Genomic DNA, 15866 nt, shown 5'->3' with positions numbered 1-15866 from the left:
TAGACTCATGAAGGCAATATTGATCGACGACGAGAAACCAGCGCTTCAGCATCTTGAACGATTGCTGACCAAGGATGGGCGGCTGAAAATCAGCGGAAAGTATACCTCGGCAAGGCTGGGTCTGCAGCATCTGCAGCAAGACAAAGCGGACGTTGTATTTCTGGATATCGGAATGCCGGAAATGAATGGGCTTGAGGCGGCGGAGCATATTGCAGCCCTCGACCGCGGCATCCAAATCGTCTATATCACAGCATATACCGAGTATGCCATTGAGGCTTTTGAGCAGAACGCTGTGGATTATTTGTTGAAGCCGGTAACCACCCAACGCTTAAGCAAAACACTGGAGAGGCTGGACAGCCGTGAAAAGCAGTCCAGGGTAGTAGAGGAAACCTCCGCTGACAACCGGAGCCTCTCTATTCTGTGCTTCAAACGGCTGGAATTTCTGGACAGCGGCGAACTGGGACGAAAGCTCCAGTGGCGTACGAGCAAAGCGCAGGAGGTGTTCGCACTGCTGCTCCACCATAGGGGGCAATGGATCCTCAAGGATACCATTGTTGATCTGGTATGGCCGGCGTTCCAACCGGAAAAGGCGGTTACCAATCTGCACACAACGGTATACCATATTCGCAAGCTGCTGAAAATCTGGGGTCTGAACGTGCTGGTAGAGTTCTCTCAGGAGCGGTACCGTCTCACTTATGAAGAGGTATCCTTTGATGTGGAAGACTTTATGCTGGGCTGGCGGGGAACCCCCATCGAGACGGATCAGGAGTGGGTTAACCGGGAACGGGTGCTGGCTCTATACCGGGGAGATTATCTGGGCGAACATCATTACGATTGGGCGGAGCCCAGGCGTAAAGAGCTCCAAACCGCCTATCTCCAGATGGCGCTTTGTTCGGCCGAGTATGAACTGAATACGGCCAGACCGAGCACTTCTCTGTCCCGGCTGCTGTCCTTGCAGGTGGTAGACCCGTATTCGGAAGATATCTGCCGGCTGATTCTGCGGAGCTATGCTGATCTGGGTGATTTTATCGGATTAAGGAAACACTACGAGAGCTACAAGGCGCTATTGCACAGCGAGCTTGGTATCCATCCGAACAGTGTCATGGACAGCTGGGTTCAGAGAGTTCTATGAAGATATTGCCAATTATAGGTCTAGAGCATAGAATTTAATGGGGTTGTAACAGATTTATATATCGATAGGGATGGAGTCAAGCATGAATGACAAAGTCGTAATGCCGCTGTGGACCTTCTGCCTTTTCATTGTTGTTATGAACACTACTATGTTCAATGTGTCACTGCCCACCATTATTCAGGATCTGCACATTTCAGCTGATCTCGGCTCGTGGGTAATCTCGGGCTATTCCATTGGCTATGCCTTGTCGACAGTGATCTACAGCAGATTGTCTGATCTGGTGCCCATCCGCAAGCTGCTGACCATTGGTCTGACAACGCTGGGCCTGGCTTCGGTCACCGGATTGTTTGCGCACAGCTTCAATGTTCTGCTGATTACCCGGATTCTGCAATCCGCCGGTGCCGGCGTCATGGCGGGTCTGGGGCTGGTCCTCGCCAGCCGGTATGTGCCGCTCGCCAGGAGAGGTGCCGCCATCGCCATGATCTCTATAGGAAGTGCCATGGCTTTCGGGCTGGGTCCGATTGCTGGCGGTCTGATCAGCCAATATTTCGGCTGGAACGGATTGTTTGGCATTACTTGTCTAGTGCTGCTTGTCTTGCCGGTGCTGCTCTATTTGCTGCCCAAGGAACAGCCTAAGGCGGCGGCGTTTGACCTGTACGGAGCGGCACTTACGGTTATCAATGCCGGAAGCCTGCTCGTAGCCGTAACCAGTAAGTCCTACATATGGCTTGCAGTAAGTGTAGTCTCATTCGGGATTCACGCTGTCCATCTCCGCCAAGCCCGGAACTCCTTTATTAATCCCGAACTGCTCCGGATGTCAGGGTATTTGAAGCTCACAGCCATTGGCTTCAGCATTTTGGTGCTGAATTTGGGTAATTTATTCTTGATGCCGCTTGCTCTGGCCAACGTGTTCCATCAATCGGCGCTGATGATTGGCCTATTTATTGCACCGGGCGCGATTTTGTCGGCGTTTCTGACCCGTTTTGTCGGCCGCTGGATCGACCGGTACGGAAATCTGCGTTTTCTGCTCATCGGCCATGGTGTGCTTGCCGCCGTTATGGCGACCTTTGCCCTGAGCCTGTCCGCGTCACCGTTCGTGCTCTTGTTCGGGTACCTATGCTTCTCGCCGGCTTTTTCAGCAACCATGGCGTCCTTGAACAATGAAGCCTCCGGTATCCTGCCGCGCACCTGGATCGGATCGGGGATGGGGCTTCTGCAACTGATCCAATTCTTCGGAGGATCGGTCTCTGTTGCCGTCTGCGGATTGCTGCTTCATGCCCAGCGGGAAGGGGTGCCATCGAGCGCTTACAAGCATGTCTATGGCCTTCTGCTTGCGGTGAGTCTGTGCTCTCTGGGCCTGGTTCTCTTCTATAGACGATCCTGCCGGCCCGAGTTGAAACGAAATGGTGCTAACGACGTATCAGAAGCATAATAGTGTTCAGGAAGGATGAGGAAAAATTGGATCAGGGAATGAATGTCATTCTGTTTGAAAAGATGCCGGATGGCGAACTGCGAATCATTGAGGAGCGGACCTGGAGCATGAATATGATTACGGCTCTGGAGCATGTCAATTATATTGTAGTCGGCAGCCGGGAGTACGAAGCCGTAGAAGGACGGCTGAATGTGGATCAGGGCAAGCTCGAATTACTACTTGTCCCCATGCGTACGGAAGAATAATGTCAGGAGAGGGAGGGTCTCAAATTGGCAAAGGATGAACAAGAAAAAGAGCCGGTGGCTTCCAGATTATTCACCCCGGACGGCAAACCGATCCGGGTATTGTCCACGTCGCTGGGTATCGCGTTGCTGGCCAATGCTCTATTTATTCCAGGGGGCGTAGGCGCAGCCGGGAGCAGCTCTGCAGATGAGCCCACACTGGTTTCGTGGTCTACCGAGGAGGTCAAAGCTTATTTTGACAAGAATGTAGACTGGAATATCCCTTACCCGGAAGAGAATGCTGGAGAGGTGCTGCAGGAGGACCAAGGAGTAGTCACTTCGGGCGGTACAACGGTCATCAACAATTACGGCGGCTATAACTCCGGCTTTGGCTGGGATGATCTGCTGCTGTACCACATGCTGTTCAACAGCGGCTCCTTCTATTCTTCAAGAGGCTGGTACAATAGCCGCCCGACCTATTATGGCGGCACACGGACGGTCTACAAGGCACCCAGCTATAACAGCGGCAGCTTTCAGAACAAGCCGGTGCCCGGCTCCGTGGTTAAACCGCGGACCTCTACCTCGTCTACCGGTTCGATCACGAGAAGAAACACTTCAAGCAAGGCCGGCGGAGTCGGAGGCAAATCCAGCGGTCTGAGCTCAGGCAGCAAGTCCAGCTCCTCGTCAAAGTCCAGCTCCGGCAAGAGCTCAGGCAAGAGCGGTTTCGGCGGATGAGCCCGGCAGAGAGCGTCTTTGAGTATATCGACCACTCGGGGCTGGAACGGGCTCCGCGTGTAGAAGAGCTGCACGGGCTCGGGTTCACCTGGGCGGACCTGGAGGATGAAGAATACTGGCTGGATGCGGTTGCCGTGATGCGGGGCGAGACCTACAGGGAACTGGAGGAAGCCTCAGTTATGCTCTGGAGTATCCTCGACAAGGCCGTCCGTTATGTCCACCAGCGGCATGATTTATATGAATTGCTGGGCATTCCGCCTGTCCTCTGGCAGATGCTGGACGACACTCCGCTGCCGGAGCCGGGGCTGATCAGCCGCTATGCCAGATTCGATTTTGCCATAGCCGGCGACGGTACGATCAAGCTGCTGGAACTGAACGCCGATACGCCAACCGGGTATGTGGAAGCTTCCATCGCTACACCCTGGATTTGCGGGAAGGCCGGAGTGTCGAGCCCGAACACGGGCATGAAGGATCGCCTGGCTGCTGCCTGGGGTATCGAGCAGCCGGATACGGCGGCTTGTGTTGCTTATGGAACACATCAGGAGGATTCCGGCACCATTGAGGCGCTTGTTGCGCACAGCGGTCTGGATATCCGCTGTGTCGACTGCCTGGATTTGTGGATCGATGAAGGGACAGTCAGAGATGCGGAGGACCGGGTCATCAAGCGGATGTTCGCTCTCTATCCCAAGGAGTGGATGGCGGTGGATGATGGCGGCGAGGCACTGGCCTACGCCATCGAGAGCGGGCAGCTTCAGCTGTTCAACGGTCCGCACAGCATCCTGCTGCAGTCCAAAGGACTGATTGCCGCCGTGTGGGGGATGTATGAGCTGGGCCTTCTCTTCAGCGAGGAGGAGCGTCAGGCGATAGCCAGCTATATCCTGCCAACCTACAACAAGCCTGTATTCTCCGGCAGCTTTGTATCCAAGTCCGTCTTCGGTCGTGAAGGCGGCTCGGTACGGATTTTCGATGACAGCGGATCGCTGGAGCTTGCCGATGAAGACGGCTTCGACAGTAGCGTGCTGTTTCCGACGGTTTACCAGAAGCGGGCGGAGCTGGCCCGCATTCAGACCCCTGAGGGGGAGTTTCACCTGCTCACCGGCATGTTCGTGATCAACGGCGTGCCTTGCGGGCTATTGGGCCGCGCGGGTGGACCGATTACAGGGAATGCCAGTCATTTTATCGCGCTAGGAGTGAGGGGGCTTGAAGATGAACAAGGATAGAAGTCGCCGGAATGGGGGATACCACAGGCTCCATTCGGGAACATTGCTTGGCATGCTGCTGATGGCAGTACTGCTGCTGAGCGCATGCTCGGGCAACGCGAACAGTGTGTTTCATACCGATACGGAGACAACGGACAGTGTATCACGCGTCCCCTGGGACTACAGGGTGGTTGAAGGCACGGTTGGAGATCTGATCGGTAGCGACATGACTGTGTTGCCGGACAATGAGCTGCTTCCGAACGACGGCAATTTTGCCACCGGCGACAAGATATGGACCTTGCAGTTCATGGATGCTGAGCTGGTAACGGATGCCGATCAGAAGAACGATATCCGCCTGTCTTCCTGGGCTACGATTAAGTCGTATGCCGACCAGAAGTCGGCCGCAGAAGATTTGGCCCGCCTGAAGGTGTCCATTACAACGGATGTGGATCTTGTGGGTGTATACAAAACCAAATACAAGGATAAGACCAGAAATTTTGCTGTGGTTGAGCTGCCTTCGGGCAACCGGATCAAGCAGCCGATCGATGACAAGCGCTATACTGCGCTGGAGAAACAAAAGAAAGCCTCTGTTGTACTGGAGGAAGTGCATGATTTCGCCGATTATGATTCGGCCTACGCAAAATTTCGGGGGTGGGCAAATTGACGATTGTGATTAACCTGATTGTCAGCGTGTTGACAATTATTCTGCTGCAGGTGCTCGGGATGGTAGTGTTCAGCCTGATGACTCCGTTCAAGGACATGGAAGAATTGAAAAAAGGCAACGTAGCTGTTGCTCTGGCGCTCGGCGGTAAGTTTCTGGCCACGGCAATTATTCTGGGCGTGGCCGCGTATACGAATACCTCGATCTGGTTCATGATGCTCTGGTTCGCGGTTGGATATGTCTGCCTGATCGCTGCATACTGGATCTTCGAGCTGTTCACACCGGGCTTCAAAATATCCGATCATCTGCAAAAGGGGAATGTCGCTGTAGGCTTGATGCTGTGCCTGGTTTTCGTCGGAACGGCGTTCGCCGTCAGCAGTCTGATCATTTAAGCCGATGCATTTTCTACTGCGTCTCTCAGGAAGGCTGATGCGTCTAAGGAAAAAGTCCATTGGGCTGATCATCCTGGCTTTTATTGTGATGAGTGCAACGATTGCCTTTTTACTGGAGCCAGGAACTTTCCATAACTGGTTTAATGCCTTTTATTGGGTCATGACGACGATGTCCACCGTAGGTTATGGCGACTTTTTTGCCAAATCGGTGACGGGGAAGCTGTTTACCATGTTTCTGTATATTTTCGGCATTGGGCTGCTCAGTTTGGTGATCGGGAAGATTATTGATGCCATGGGGGAACTGCAAAGAAGGAGAGGAGCCGGAACCTTGAGCTTTCATGGGAAAGACCATGTGGTACTGATCAATTGGAACCGCAAAACGCAGGCTGCCGTGGATGAGATTCTCTGCTATTCGCCGGACTGCCGGATCGTCATCATCGACGAGAGCGGTCAGCATCCGCTGCAGCATCTGGAGCATGTCCATTTCATCAGCGGTGACCCTTCCAGCGATGATATCCTGCAGAAGGCGAATATTCATGGAGCCAGGGCAGCGATCATATTCGGGGATACGCGGATCGATGAGGCCTCTTTGACGGATGGCAAAACCCTGCTGATCGCCTCCAGTATTGAACGGATTGCTCCGCAGGTACATACCACTGTTGAGATCATGCAGGAAAAGAACATCCAGAACTTCCGCCATGTCCATGTCAATGAATTCGTGCTTTCGCACGATGCCATTTCAAGACTAGCTGTCCGCTCAGCGCTGCAGGAAGGGAATCCCGAGGTGATTACCCAACTGCTTAGCCGGGAGCATGGTGATGATATCTATGAAATTCCCCGGGATGCCGCTTGGCGTACCTACGGCGATGCGTTTCAGGCGCTGCTCCTTCAGGGAGCGACGCTGCTGTCCGACCGGGGGGACCTTGGCATCAACCGCAAGCTGGATCAGCCGATCCCGCAGGAAGCCAGACTCTATATCGTGTCAGACGAGGAAACCTACCGTCAGATCAAAGGCTAGCAGGACGATATCTATCTATATTTCATCAGAAAAAGAGCTGCACAGGTCCATCAGAACCTTCGTGCAGCTCTTTCTTATTGAAAATTGAATCTTTTATTGAATTAGACACATAATGATCAATTACATAGTTAATTATGTGACTTATATTACCGTTATATTATATAGATAACAGATGTCTTCTCCCTCGAGGATGTGATGGATTGACCCGAAAACTCAGCGCAGCCACCGCGCTTCTACTCTCTCTGCTGCTGGCTTCCTGCAGCGGCGGCGAACCAGCCACCGAACCCACCGCCACAGTTAGTGAGATGATGACCGCAGCTCCTTCCCCGCCGCCCATAGCCCGGGGTATCGATAACCGTGAAGAAAGGCAAGAGTTGAGCACATTTATTGCGAAGCAGCTTACCGGTCCTTACGGTATATATACCAATTTGCTGGGAACCGATGAATCCGGTGAAGCGGCTACCGGTCATGAGGTGCTAAGCGAATCGGCTTCCCTTTTAATGAGAGCAGCCGTGCTTGCCGGCGACAAGGAGCAATTTGCCAGCCAGTGGGCATTGGCCGAGCAAACCTTTGATATGGAGGGCGGCTTCAGCTATCGCTACAGCCCCAAACAGCAGAAGCTGTATCCTGTGAATGCAGCTGTCGATGACCTTCGTCTAATTGGTGCCCTATATGAGGCGGGTGAGATCTTTGACGAGCCGGCTTATACAAAGCAAGCGGATAAATACAGCCAGCGCTTCTATGAGAATAATGTAAAAGAAGGATATATGTACGATTTTTATGACAGAATTTACAAAACTACAAATGGCTTCATAACATTGTGTTATATTGATTTAGGCACATTGCGAAAAATGTCGATTTCTAACGAATTAAGAGGTATATTATTGCATAACATGGATGGGATTCTGGAGGAGGGCTACCTCTCGGATACGTTCCCATTCTATGAGACGAGATTCGATTATGGTACAGGAGTTTACAGCTCGGAGAATATCAATACGGTGGAATCCCTCCTGAGTATTCTGCATTTGGCGGAGACGGGCCGGCAGAAGGCCGCGAGTATCCGCTATATCAAGGAACAAGTCGAGGCAGGAACGCTTTACGGGCAATACTCCCGAGACGGGAAGCCGCTGAATGAGATAAGGTCCACCGCGATTTATGCTCTGGCGGCTATGATTGGCGCAGTGGCCGGAGACGATGCACTCTACCAGTCGGGAATTTCGCGAATGAACGAATTTCAGGTGCAGGAGACGAACAGTCCACTGTTCGGCGGATTCGGCAATACAGATACCGGACAGGCGTATTCTTTTGACAATCTTATGGCTTTGCTCGCTTATTCTTATTCACTCTAAACCACAGTAACGAAGGTGACCCGCATGATCGATGACAACCTGGTAAAAACAACGCTGCGGCAGCATATGATGCTTACCGGACGGCGGGTTTCTCCCGCTCTTGTAGCAGCCTTCGGAGTATTACTGGTTACAGTTATAGCTCTGTTTACAGCTCCCTATTTAGGAATGGCCGACAATGGAGACTTTTTCCGGAATATCTACAGCAACGGCCTCTACTTCAGCTTGCCTGACTATGACAGCAAGTATTTTGGCTATTTCATCAAACATTATGGAATCTATCAATATTATAACGAGAATGGTGCTACGCTGGATTCTTCACAGTCCTTGTTCATTAAGCTGGCTATAGGGCTGAATAAGCTGATGTTCAGCAGCACTGTATTCGACATCCGCTTTCAGGCGGCTATTTATACGGTCCTCTATGTTGCTGCGGTCTATCTATTAATAGAGGCGGTTACCTGCAAAATGTCCCGCAAGCAAGGCATGATTATTGCTGTTCTTGCTGTTTTTGTATTTGGTGATACCGGGTATACCGCTTATTTCAACTCCTTTTACAGTGAAAGTGTCGTCATGATCATGATGATCTTCGTCTTTGCCTCCTGGCTGCTGATCTACCGCAAAAGATACAATGACTACGCTCTTCTTGGCCTGTTCGTCCTCAGCAGCATTATTCTGACGACCTCCAAGCAGCAGAATGCTCCAGTGGGTATGATTATTGCTGTGCTCGGAATTTCGCTGGCCTGGGTCCGGCGGGACCGCCTGTTCCGCAGTCTGACGCTTGTATCCATGGCGCTGCTGATGTGTGCCGGCATTGCCACCTACCTGAACATTTCCAAAGAATTCGTCAATATCAACCAATATCATGCCATGACCCGGGGCGTACTGAAGGAATCCTCCAATCCGGAAACGACGCTGAAATCGTTTGGGATTGATGAACAATACGCCATTCTGAAGGGCAGCATCTATTACGAGCAGTATGGAACGGTAGATGTGAATTCGCCGATTCTGCAAAAGGATTTCTACAGCCGCTACGGCTTCGGCTCCATTCTCAAAAACTATCTCACGCATCCCGATCAGCTCAGCTCCATCCTGAATGTGGCGGCGCGGAGCGCTTTCTCCATCAAGCCTGCGGCGATGGGGAATTATGAAGAATCGGCAGGCAAGGCCTTCCGGGCCCAGAGCCATTTCTTCACGGCCTATAGTCTGATTAAGCAGAAGCTTGCCCCCAAAACCTTCGGGTTCATCCTGCTCTGGATGGCGGTGGTCATAGGCCTCTATGCGCCTTCTTGTGTGAAGGCTGTCAGAGCCAGGGATATGAGGGGCTTGCAGCGGATGGTGCTGATTCTGGCCAGCATGGCGGTTGGCCTGTCAGGGATATTTGTCTCCATTATCGGAGCAGGGGATGCCGATATTTCGAAGCATGAATTTCTGTTCACTCTATCCTTTGATCTGGTCAGCTTCATGCTGACTTCAAGCGTGATTGGGCGGAAGGTATCCCCTGGCCGCCAGCGCACAGCTAGTACGGCAGGACAATACCCTGAAGTACAGGAGGGTGTGAGCGCTTGAACCGACAGAGGATTACCAGCCTGCTGCTGCCGCTGATCATTGCTGTGCTTACACTTCTGTCTGCCGCGCCGCCGGCCTATGCCGAGGCCATGCAGGGAGCTTACGCTCCCCAGAAGGTGCTGCTTCTGTATGACAGTCTGGGCAAAGGAACCGCCCGGGAAGGCAATGTCAGTGAGCTGCAGCGGCTGTTGTCGGCCTTTGGAAGTGAAGTGACCCTCCTCAGCCTGGACCGTTACGAGCAGGGGATGCTAGACGATTTCCCCCGGGTTATCACCGTCATCAATGCGGCAGATCTTACATCTGCCAACCGGGCTTATCTTGAGGATGCAGAGCACTACCAGGGACAGACACTGCATGTCGGCTATCATCCGCCTGCAAGACTGCTGCAGGTGCTCCAGTTGAAGACAGGAATTGTGGATGAAGATCTAGCCGATCTTACGGTCGGTCAATGGAGCGGCCCCAATCTTCAGGTAAGAGATATGCCTTACATTGCAGCCGTAAAGGCAGAGCGTACGTATGGAAGCTTTACCCTGAAGAACAGCGGCCGCAAGCTGCCGTATGCGGTAACCGCCGGGAGTTACACGTATGTGCCTTACCTGGAGCAGGGCAATGCCAGCGTAGTAGGGATGGCTTATGTACTGAAGGAATGGCTGGGGAGCAAAGCTGCTCCGCAGACTTATCTTGTGCTGAAAGAGATTTATCCGTTTTCAGATCTCACACTGCTGGAAGAGGCGGCGGATCGTCTGTACAAGGCAGGCATTCCATTTATCGCAAGCATCCGTCCGGTGTTCAGCAATACCGATTTTCCGGCGATGTTGCGTTATCTGGAGGCGCTGAAGGTAGTTCAGGCGAAGAATGGCAGCATCCTGGTGAATGCGCCAGTGATCATGCCGTCGATCAACAGCATCGACCATTCGCTCGGGGAGAAGATGGGCGGGTTCATAGATTTACTGGTTAAGAGCGGCATTGCGCCGCTGGGTGTCGGGGCTGATCTATACTGGACCTATGACAAGGAGTACGCGGAAGCAGGGATGGGATTTTTTGATTCCACAGTGCTGTTCCCGGATGAGAATGTCCTGCATATGGAACGGACGAATGTATCCAGGGTGTTTGCATCTTCTCTCTATAGTCTATCGCCGGGCTTCCTGCAAGGGCTGAGCCACACCGCCAAAGCGGTGCCACAGTTGCCGCTCAATACGGCAGTCACCGCAGACCTTCCGGAGAATGAGGCCGGACTTGACGAGCTGCTGCAGACGCTGGAAGAGGGGTGGATCTCTTTTGCCGATTACAAGCAGGGGGCGCACCAGACGGTTACGGATAAGAATACGGTCGTCTCCGCAGATGGAGTGGTGTCGGTGAATGGCTCCCCCCTGAATATCGGTTATGCCGCGGAGGCCGTAAACAATGACTACCAATACAAAGAAGCGCAGGTCCGGAGCTTCACCAAGCTATTCAGTGTGCAGAGCAAATTTTTTATTGTAGTGATTATAGTCGCGTTGCTGCTGTTCGGAGGTTTGTTGACTGTCGGGTACAAGCTCTACCGGAGAAAATTTTTGAAATAACGAAAACAGGATGTAGGAGAACAACATGACGATCTCAGATGTGCTTATGGTAATTGCGGTGATCTGCATCTGGTCCCTGCTGCTGGTCAACGTGGCTCTATTTATAGCGGGCTATCTGTATTACATTGCAACTGAAAATGAAGATGTTCCTGAGATTAAGGGCGAGTATCCTTTCGTTACGATTATGGTGCCGGCCCACAACGAAGGTGTTGTCATCAGCAAAACCGTCGAATCCCTGCTGGCGCTGGATTACCCGCATGACCGGTACGAGATTATTGTGATTAATGACAATTCTTCCGACAACAGTGCCGAACTGCTGGGCCATATTCAGAGCCGTCTCCCGGAACGTAATCTGATCATTATCAACACGGATGCGGTCACGGGCGGCAAAGGGAAGTCCAATGCGCTGAACATCGGCTTCACCCGCAGCAGAGGCGAATTGATCGCTATCTATGATGCAGATAATACGCCGGAGCGGCCCGCACTGAGGTATCTTGTCGCCGAAATCATGAATGATGCCACGCTGGGCGCGGTGATCGGCAAATTCCGGACCCGCAACCGCAATGCAAGCCTGCTCACCCGGTTTATTAATATTGAGACGCTGTCCTTTCAATGGATGGCCCAGGCCGGGCGCTGGAAGCTGTTCAAGCTGTGCACGATCCCCGGCACCAACTTCATTATGCGCAGGTCGATTGTGGAGAGCATTGGCGGCTGGGATGTCAAAGCAATCGCTGAGGATACGGAGATCAGCTTCCGCATTTATATGATGGGCTACCGGATCAAATTCCAGCCCAAATCGGTCACCTGGGAGCAGGAACCGCAGACGGTGAAGGTCTGGTTCAAGCAGCGCACGCGCTGGGCCAAGGGCAATATCTATGTCATTGTCAAAAATATCCCTCTGCTCTTCGACCGTTCGGCAGCCAAAATCCGCTTTGATATTCTGTATTACCTGTCCATCTACTTCCTGCTGCTGATCTCGCTGGTCACCTCCGATCTGCTGCTCGTGCTGCATGCGATGGGCTACGTGCATACTACCATTGCCGGACTCAGCAGCTTCCTGTGGCTGCTCGCAGTGATTCTGTTCGTAGTGGGCATCTTCGTCACACTCACGACAGAAAAAGGTGAGATGAGCCTGTCCAACCTGTGGATCATTATGCTGATGTATGTATCCTACTGCCAGCTGTGGATGGTCGTTGCCGCTTATGGACTATACAACTATCTGAAAGACGTCATCTTCAAACGGGAAGCCAAGTGGTACAAAACGGAACGATACTAAGACACCAGCAGGACAAGAAATCAGTGATACAGGAGACCAAGACGATGAACAAAAAACAGATGATGATATGGGCGTTCTGCCTCTCCCTTTTCCTGATCCCGATCCGGGCGGCTTCTGCAGCTGCAGCGGTCCCGGTTGGCGAAAAGCTGATCTATGAGACCGCATTTACCGGCACTGACAGTTCACTTACGGGAACAAGCTCGCAACAGCAGTATTTTACAGTAATGGACTACTGGAATGTCGAGGGCCTGAAGGTCAATCTGCATTTTCAGATTTCGCAAATTACAGTGGATCAGATTTCCAGTGTTACGCTATCGCTGAACGGCAGCCCCTTTTACTCCTTCAGACCCTCTCTGCAAAACAACGGGGAACAAAGTATATCCGTTAACGCACCTAAGAGCTTCCTGAAGAATGGGGTGAATACGCTAAGCATTCAGGGATATCTGCGGACAGCGGAGGAGAATAATCAGGTCTGCTACGTGGACAATACACCGGATAACTGGCTGCATCTGTTCAATACCTCCGATGTTGCGGTATCCTATACCACCAAGGCTCTGAGCGGCGGCATCAGCGATTTCAGCAAGCGTTTCTCCGGTATGGATTATGTAAAAAAAGGCCAAAGCCTCCTGAGCGTACCGGACAATGCCAGCGGCTCCGAGCTGGAAGCAGCCACCTACGCCTTATCCGGCTTCGCCAAGGCCAATACCCTGCCGGGCACAACCCTGCCGCTGCTGCCTTACAGGGGAGAATCGGTTAAGGACAGGGGACTCGTGATTCTGGTTGCCCTGGCGGACCGTATACCTGGTGAATTGAAGCAGCAGCTGGATTCTTCCGTGGACTTGGGGGGACATGCCCTGATCCAACTGGTGAACAAGGATACGCGGCCTACCCTGGTGGTCACTTCCAAGGATGAGAGCCTGCTGATCAAGGCCGGACGGCTCCTTGCCAGCCGGCAGCTCGTCAGCCAGATCAGCAGCAACACGAAGGTCGTGGATGAGGCCACCGATGTGTCGTCTCCGGCTTATGCCATCAGCTCGAACGTGACCTTTACTGAAACCGGCGACAAGCTGACCGGTCCGAACCATCAGGAGCAGACCTATTTCGTGTCTCTGCCGTCGAACCGCTCGATTGCCGATTCCGGCAAGATCAGCCTGGATTTCCGCTATGCGGAGAATCTGGATTTCGACCGCTCGCTGGTAACGGTGAGCATTAATGATACTCCAGTCGGCAGCAAAAAGCTGACCAAGGAGCTGGCTAACGGCGATACACTGAATCTGGCGATTCCGCAGAGTCTGAATATCTCCGGCAACTTCTCAGTGACGGTGGCCTTCGACCTGGAGATGCAGAATGCCATCTGTACCCCGAATACGGGACAAATGCCTTGGGCCTATATCAGCAAGGAAACGGCTATGCATCTGAATACCAAAGACCGGACGGATCTGCTGTTCAATAATTATCCTTATCCGTTCCTGCGTGATGAAATCTTCAACCATGTGGCGGTTGTGCTGCCTCAGAAGATGGATAACTACTCCTACCTGAGCCTGGCGAATGTCTTCAATCTGCTGGGCCAATATGCGGGCGGGAATACAGGAGATATCCACTATTACACCGATACTGTCGGTGCGGATAACCTGAAGGACAATAATATTATCGCTATCGGCTCCTATAAGGACAATAAGGTCATTCGTGACAACAATGACAAGCTGTACTTCCGGTACAGCAAGGACGGGTCCTCGTTTATCTCTAATGAGAAGATGAGCATTGATGAGCAATACGGGGCAGAGATCGGCACATTGCAGCTGCTGGAGTCCCCTTATCAGAGCGGACGGGGCTTTATGGCGGTGACTGGAGCCAGTACGGAGGATATCTATCTGGTCTCCAAGCTGATCGCCAGCGAAAAAGACAAGTGGAAGGTATACGGCGATAGCGTCACCGCCGACAAAGACGGCAACGTCAGCGCGTACCGCTTCAAAACGATTACCGGAGCAGCCAAGGACTCCGTGATTACACAGATTACAGACCGCAGCGATGTGCTGGGATTCGTAGTGGCTGTCGTGCTTGCGGTCGTGCTTATGATCGTGTCGCTGCTTCTGCTCCTCCGTAAACATATGAAGAAACGTGGTGATAAGCATGAGACGTAACCGCAGCAGCCTGTTTTCCGATATAGCCTTTTTGGTATTCCTGGTGCTGATCTTCATATGTATCGTGTTTATCGCAGGCTCTCCCGATCATTACATCCAGAATATTATTATTTTAAATATCGCTTTTCTGCTGGCGCTGGTCACCTATTTCACCAACGTAACCGCCGGATTGGTCCTTAATCTTGCATTTATCTTCGGATACGGCTTTTTTGTTCTCTACCAGACGGTGTCGGAGGGTGAGACCATTGGCGTTAATACGTATTTTTGGCTGGTTATGACTCCGCTGCTTACGGTGATGCTGTGGGTGTTCACCTCCACTATCCGGGAGCTGCAGGCCGAGAACGAACGGCTGGAGAAACGAACGGCTAATCTCGCCACTGTAGACGAGAACACCGATTTGCGCAACACGATATCTTTTCAAAAGGACGCCAGTCTGTTCACAGGGATTTCTACCCGCTACAGCATTCCGCTGACCCTGTTGGTGGTCAAGGTGAAGTACTGGAGCGAAATCCGCCGTCTGATTCCTGAAGAGCAGTTATCCGAGGCGATCTATGATGTCTCCCAGCTTAGTCAATCCAGTATCCGCACCAATGATGCGCTGTATCTGCTGGACAAGGAGGATGCCACCTGGGGGCTTCTGCTGTTCACGGACCGCGAAGGGGCCAAGATTGTAATCGAACGGATTAAATTCAAGCTGCAGGAATTGAATGACACGGAGTTCTCTAAGAAATATAAGGTCAATCTGGGGCTGAAAATCGGAGCCGTGCAATATGAGGAAGCAACGATAGAGAATCCGTTAGACTTTATTGTTCAGGCCAAGAAGCAGCTGGAGTATGATGTGTAGCCGATAAACTAGCCCGTATATGTATAGATAGCGATGAGCACGCTGGTGGCTCATCGCTAATTGGTCTGGAACGTTTGACGGCACTTGTGTACCGCAATAACGGCAAAAATGCCGTTGCTGGAGGTCCGCCGGGCAGTCTGCTCTGCAAGAACGGCAAAAATGCCGTTGTTGGTGAGCCACTGGGCAGTCTGCTCTGCAAGAACGGCAAAAATGCCGTTGTTGGAGTCCCGCCGGACAGTCTGCTCCGCAATAACGGCAAAAATGCCGTTGTTGGAGTCCCGCCGGGCAGTCTGCTCCGCAAGAACGGTAAAAATGCCGTTGTTGGTGAGCCACTGGGCAGT

At 52.3% G+C, this 15866-nt stretch carries 15 protein-coding genes; 14 read left to right on the top strand and 1 reads right to left on the bottom strand.

From position 1 onward, the window contains the following. Window positions 1-7: 7 nt before the first annotated feature. The 14 genes from ACTJKB_RS12680 (at window position 8) to ACTJKB_RS12615 (ending at window position 15525) form a co-directional block, all read left to right on the top strand. Window positions 8-1132, top strand: coding sequence for a response regulator (locus ACTJKB_RS12680; protein ID WP_440834377.1), 1125 nt, complete (start codon window positions 8-10; stop codon window positions 1130-1132). Window positions 1133-1214: 82 nt separating this feature from the next. Beyond that, window positions 1215-2564, top strand: a complete 1350-nt coding sequence (locus tag ACTJKB_RS12675) for an MFS transporter (RefSeq protein ID WP_440834375.1) — start codon at window positions 1215-1217, stop codon at window positions 2562-2564. A gap of 38 nt (window positions 2565-2602) precedes the next feature. After that, window positions 2603-2809, top strand: coding sequence for a hypothetical protein (locus ACTJKB_RS12670; RefSeq protein ID WP_074088466.1), 207 nt, complete (start codon window positions 2603-2605; stop codon window positions 2807-2809). 24 nt (window positions 2810-2833) lie between these two features. Further along, entirely contained in the window at window positions 2834-3520 is a 687-nt protein-coding gene (locus tag ACTJKB_RS12665) for a hypothetical protein (RefSeq protein WP_440834374.1), read from the top strand. Continuing rightward, window positions 3517-4740, top strand: a complete 1224-nt coding sequence (locus tag ACTJKB_RS12660; protein ID WP_440834372.1) for a glutathionylspermidine synthase family protein — start codon at window positions 3517-3519, stop codon at window positions 4738-4740. The genes ACTJKB_RS12665 and ACTJKB_RS12660 overlap by 4 nt, the downstream gene beginning before the upstream one ends. Further along, on the top strand, window positions 4727-5383 hold the full coding sequence (locus ACTJKB_RS12655) for a signal peptide protein (RefSeq protein WP_440834370.1): 657 nt from the start codon (window positions 4727-4729) through the stop codon (window positions 5381-5383). The genes ACTJKB_RS12660 and ACTJKB_RS12655 overlap by 14 nt, the downstream gene beginning before the upstream one ends. Beyond that, window positions 5380-5772: a DUF350 domain-containing protein gene (locus ACTJKB_RS12650; protein ID WP_440834368.1), complete on the top strand. Its 393-nt coding sequence runs from the start codon at window positions 5380-5382 to the stop codon at window positions 5770-5772. The genes ACTJKB_RS12655 and ACTJKB_RS12650 overlap by 4 nt, the downstream gene beginning before the upstream one ends. A gap of 4 nt (window positions 5773-5776) precedes the next feature. After that, window positions 5777-6790: a potassium channel family protein gene (locus ACTJKB_RS12645; protein ID WP_440834366.1), complete on the top strand. Its 1014-nt coding sequence runs from the start codon at window positions 5777-5779 to the stop codon at window positions 6788-6790. Between the two features lie 200 nt (window positions 6791-6990). Next, the gene (locus ACTJKB_RS12640) at window positions 6991-8139 is read left to right on the top strand and encodes a hypothetical protein (RefSeq protein ID WP_440834364.1); all 1149 of its coding nucleotides are present in this window, start codon (window positions 6991-6993) and stop codon (window positions 8137-8139) included. A 24-nt stretch (window positions 8140-8163) separates the two neighbouring features. After that, complete coding sequence (gene wsfD, locus ACTJKB_RS12635) at window positions 8164-9702, top strand: glycan biosynthesis hexose transferase WsfD (RefSeq protein WP_440834363.1); 1539 nt, start codon at window positions 8164-8166, stop codon at window positions 9700-9702. After that, entirely contained in the window at window positions 9699-11264 is a 1566-nt protein-coding gene (locus ACTJKB_RS12630; RefSeq protein ID WP_440834362.1) for a hypothetical protein, read from the top strand. The genes wsfD and ACTJKB_RS12630 overlap by 4 nt, the downstream gene beginning before the upstream one ends. 25 nt (window positions 11265-11289) lie before the next feature. Continuing rightward, on the top strand, window positions 11290-12540 hold the full coding sequence (locus ACTJKB_RS12625) for a glycosyltransferase family 2 protein (protein ID WP_440834361.1): 1251 nt from the start codon (window positions 11290-11292) through the stop codon (window positions 12538-12540). Between the two features lie 44 nt (window positions 12541-12584). After that, window positions 12585-14681 (top strand): cellulose biosynthesis cyclic di-GMP-binding regulatory protein BcsB, encoded by a 2097-nt coding sequence (locus tag ACTJKB_RS12620; protein WP_440834359.1) that lies wholly within the window; start codon window positions 12585-12587, stop codon window positions 14679-14681. After that, complete coding sequence (locus tag ACTJKB_RS12615; protein ID WP_440834357.1) at window positions 14671-15525, top strand: diguanylate cyclase domain-containing protein; 855 nt, start codon at window positions 14671-14673, stop codon at window positions 15523-15525. Before ACTJKB_RS12620 ends, ACTJKB_RS12615 begins: the two co-directional genes overlap by 11 nt. A 56-nt stretch (window positions 15526-15581) precedes the next feature. On the opposite strand, the gene ACTJKB_RS12610 is transcribed toward ACTJKB_RS12615, so the two are convergent. Then, window positions 15582-15866, bottom strand: a 285-nt coding sequence (locus ACTJKB_RS12610; RefSeq protein ID WP_440834356.1) for a hypothetical protein, incomplete at its 5' end; no start/stop codon positions are given.

Origin of the sequence: Paenibacillus sp. 22594, assembly GCF_052044425.1 — a bacterium.
Taxonomy (GTDB): Bacteria; Bacillota; Bacilli; order Paenibacillales; family Paenibacillaceae; genus Paenibacillus_AQ.
The sequence above is the reverse complement of the archived record's forward strand: the minus strand, read 5'-3'. Positions and strand labels throughout refer to the sequence as shown.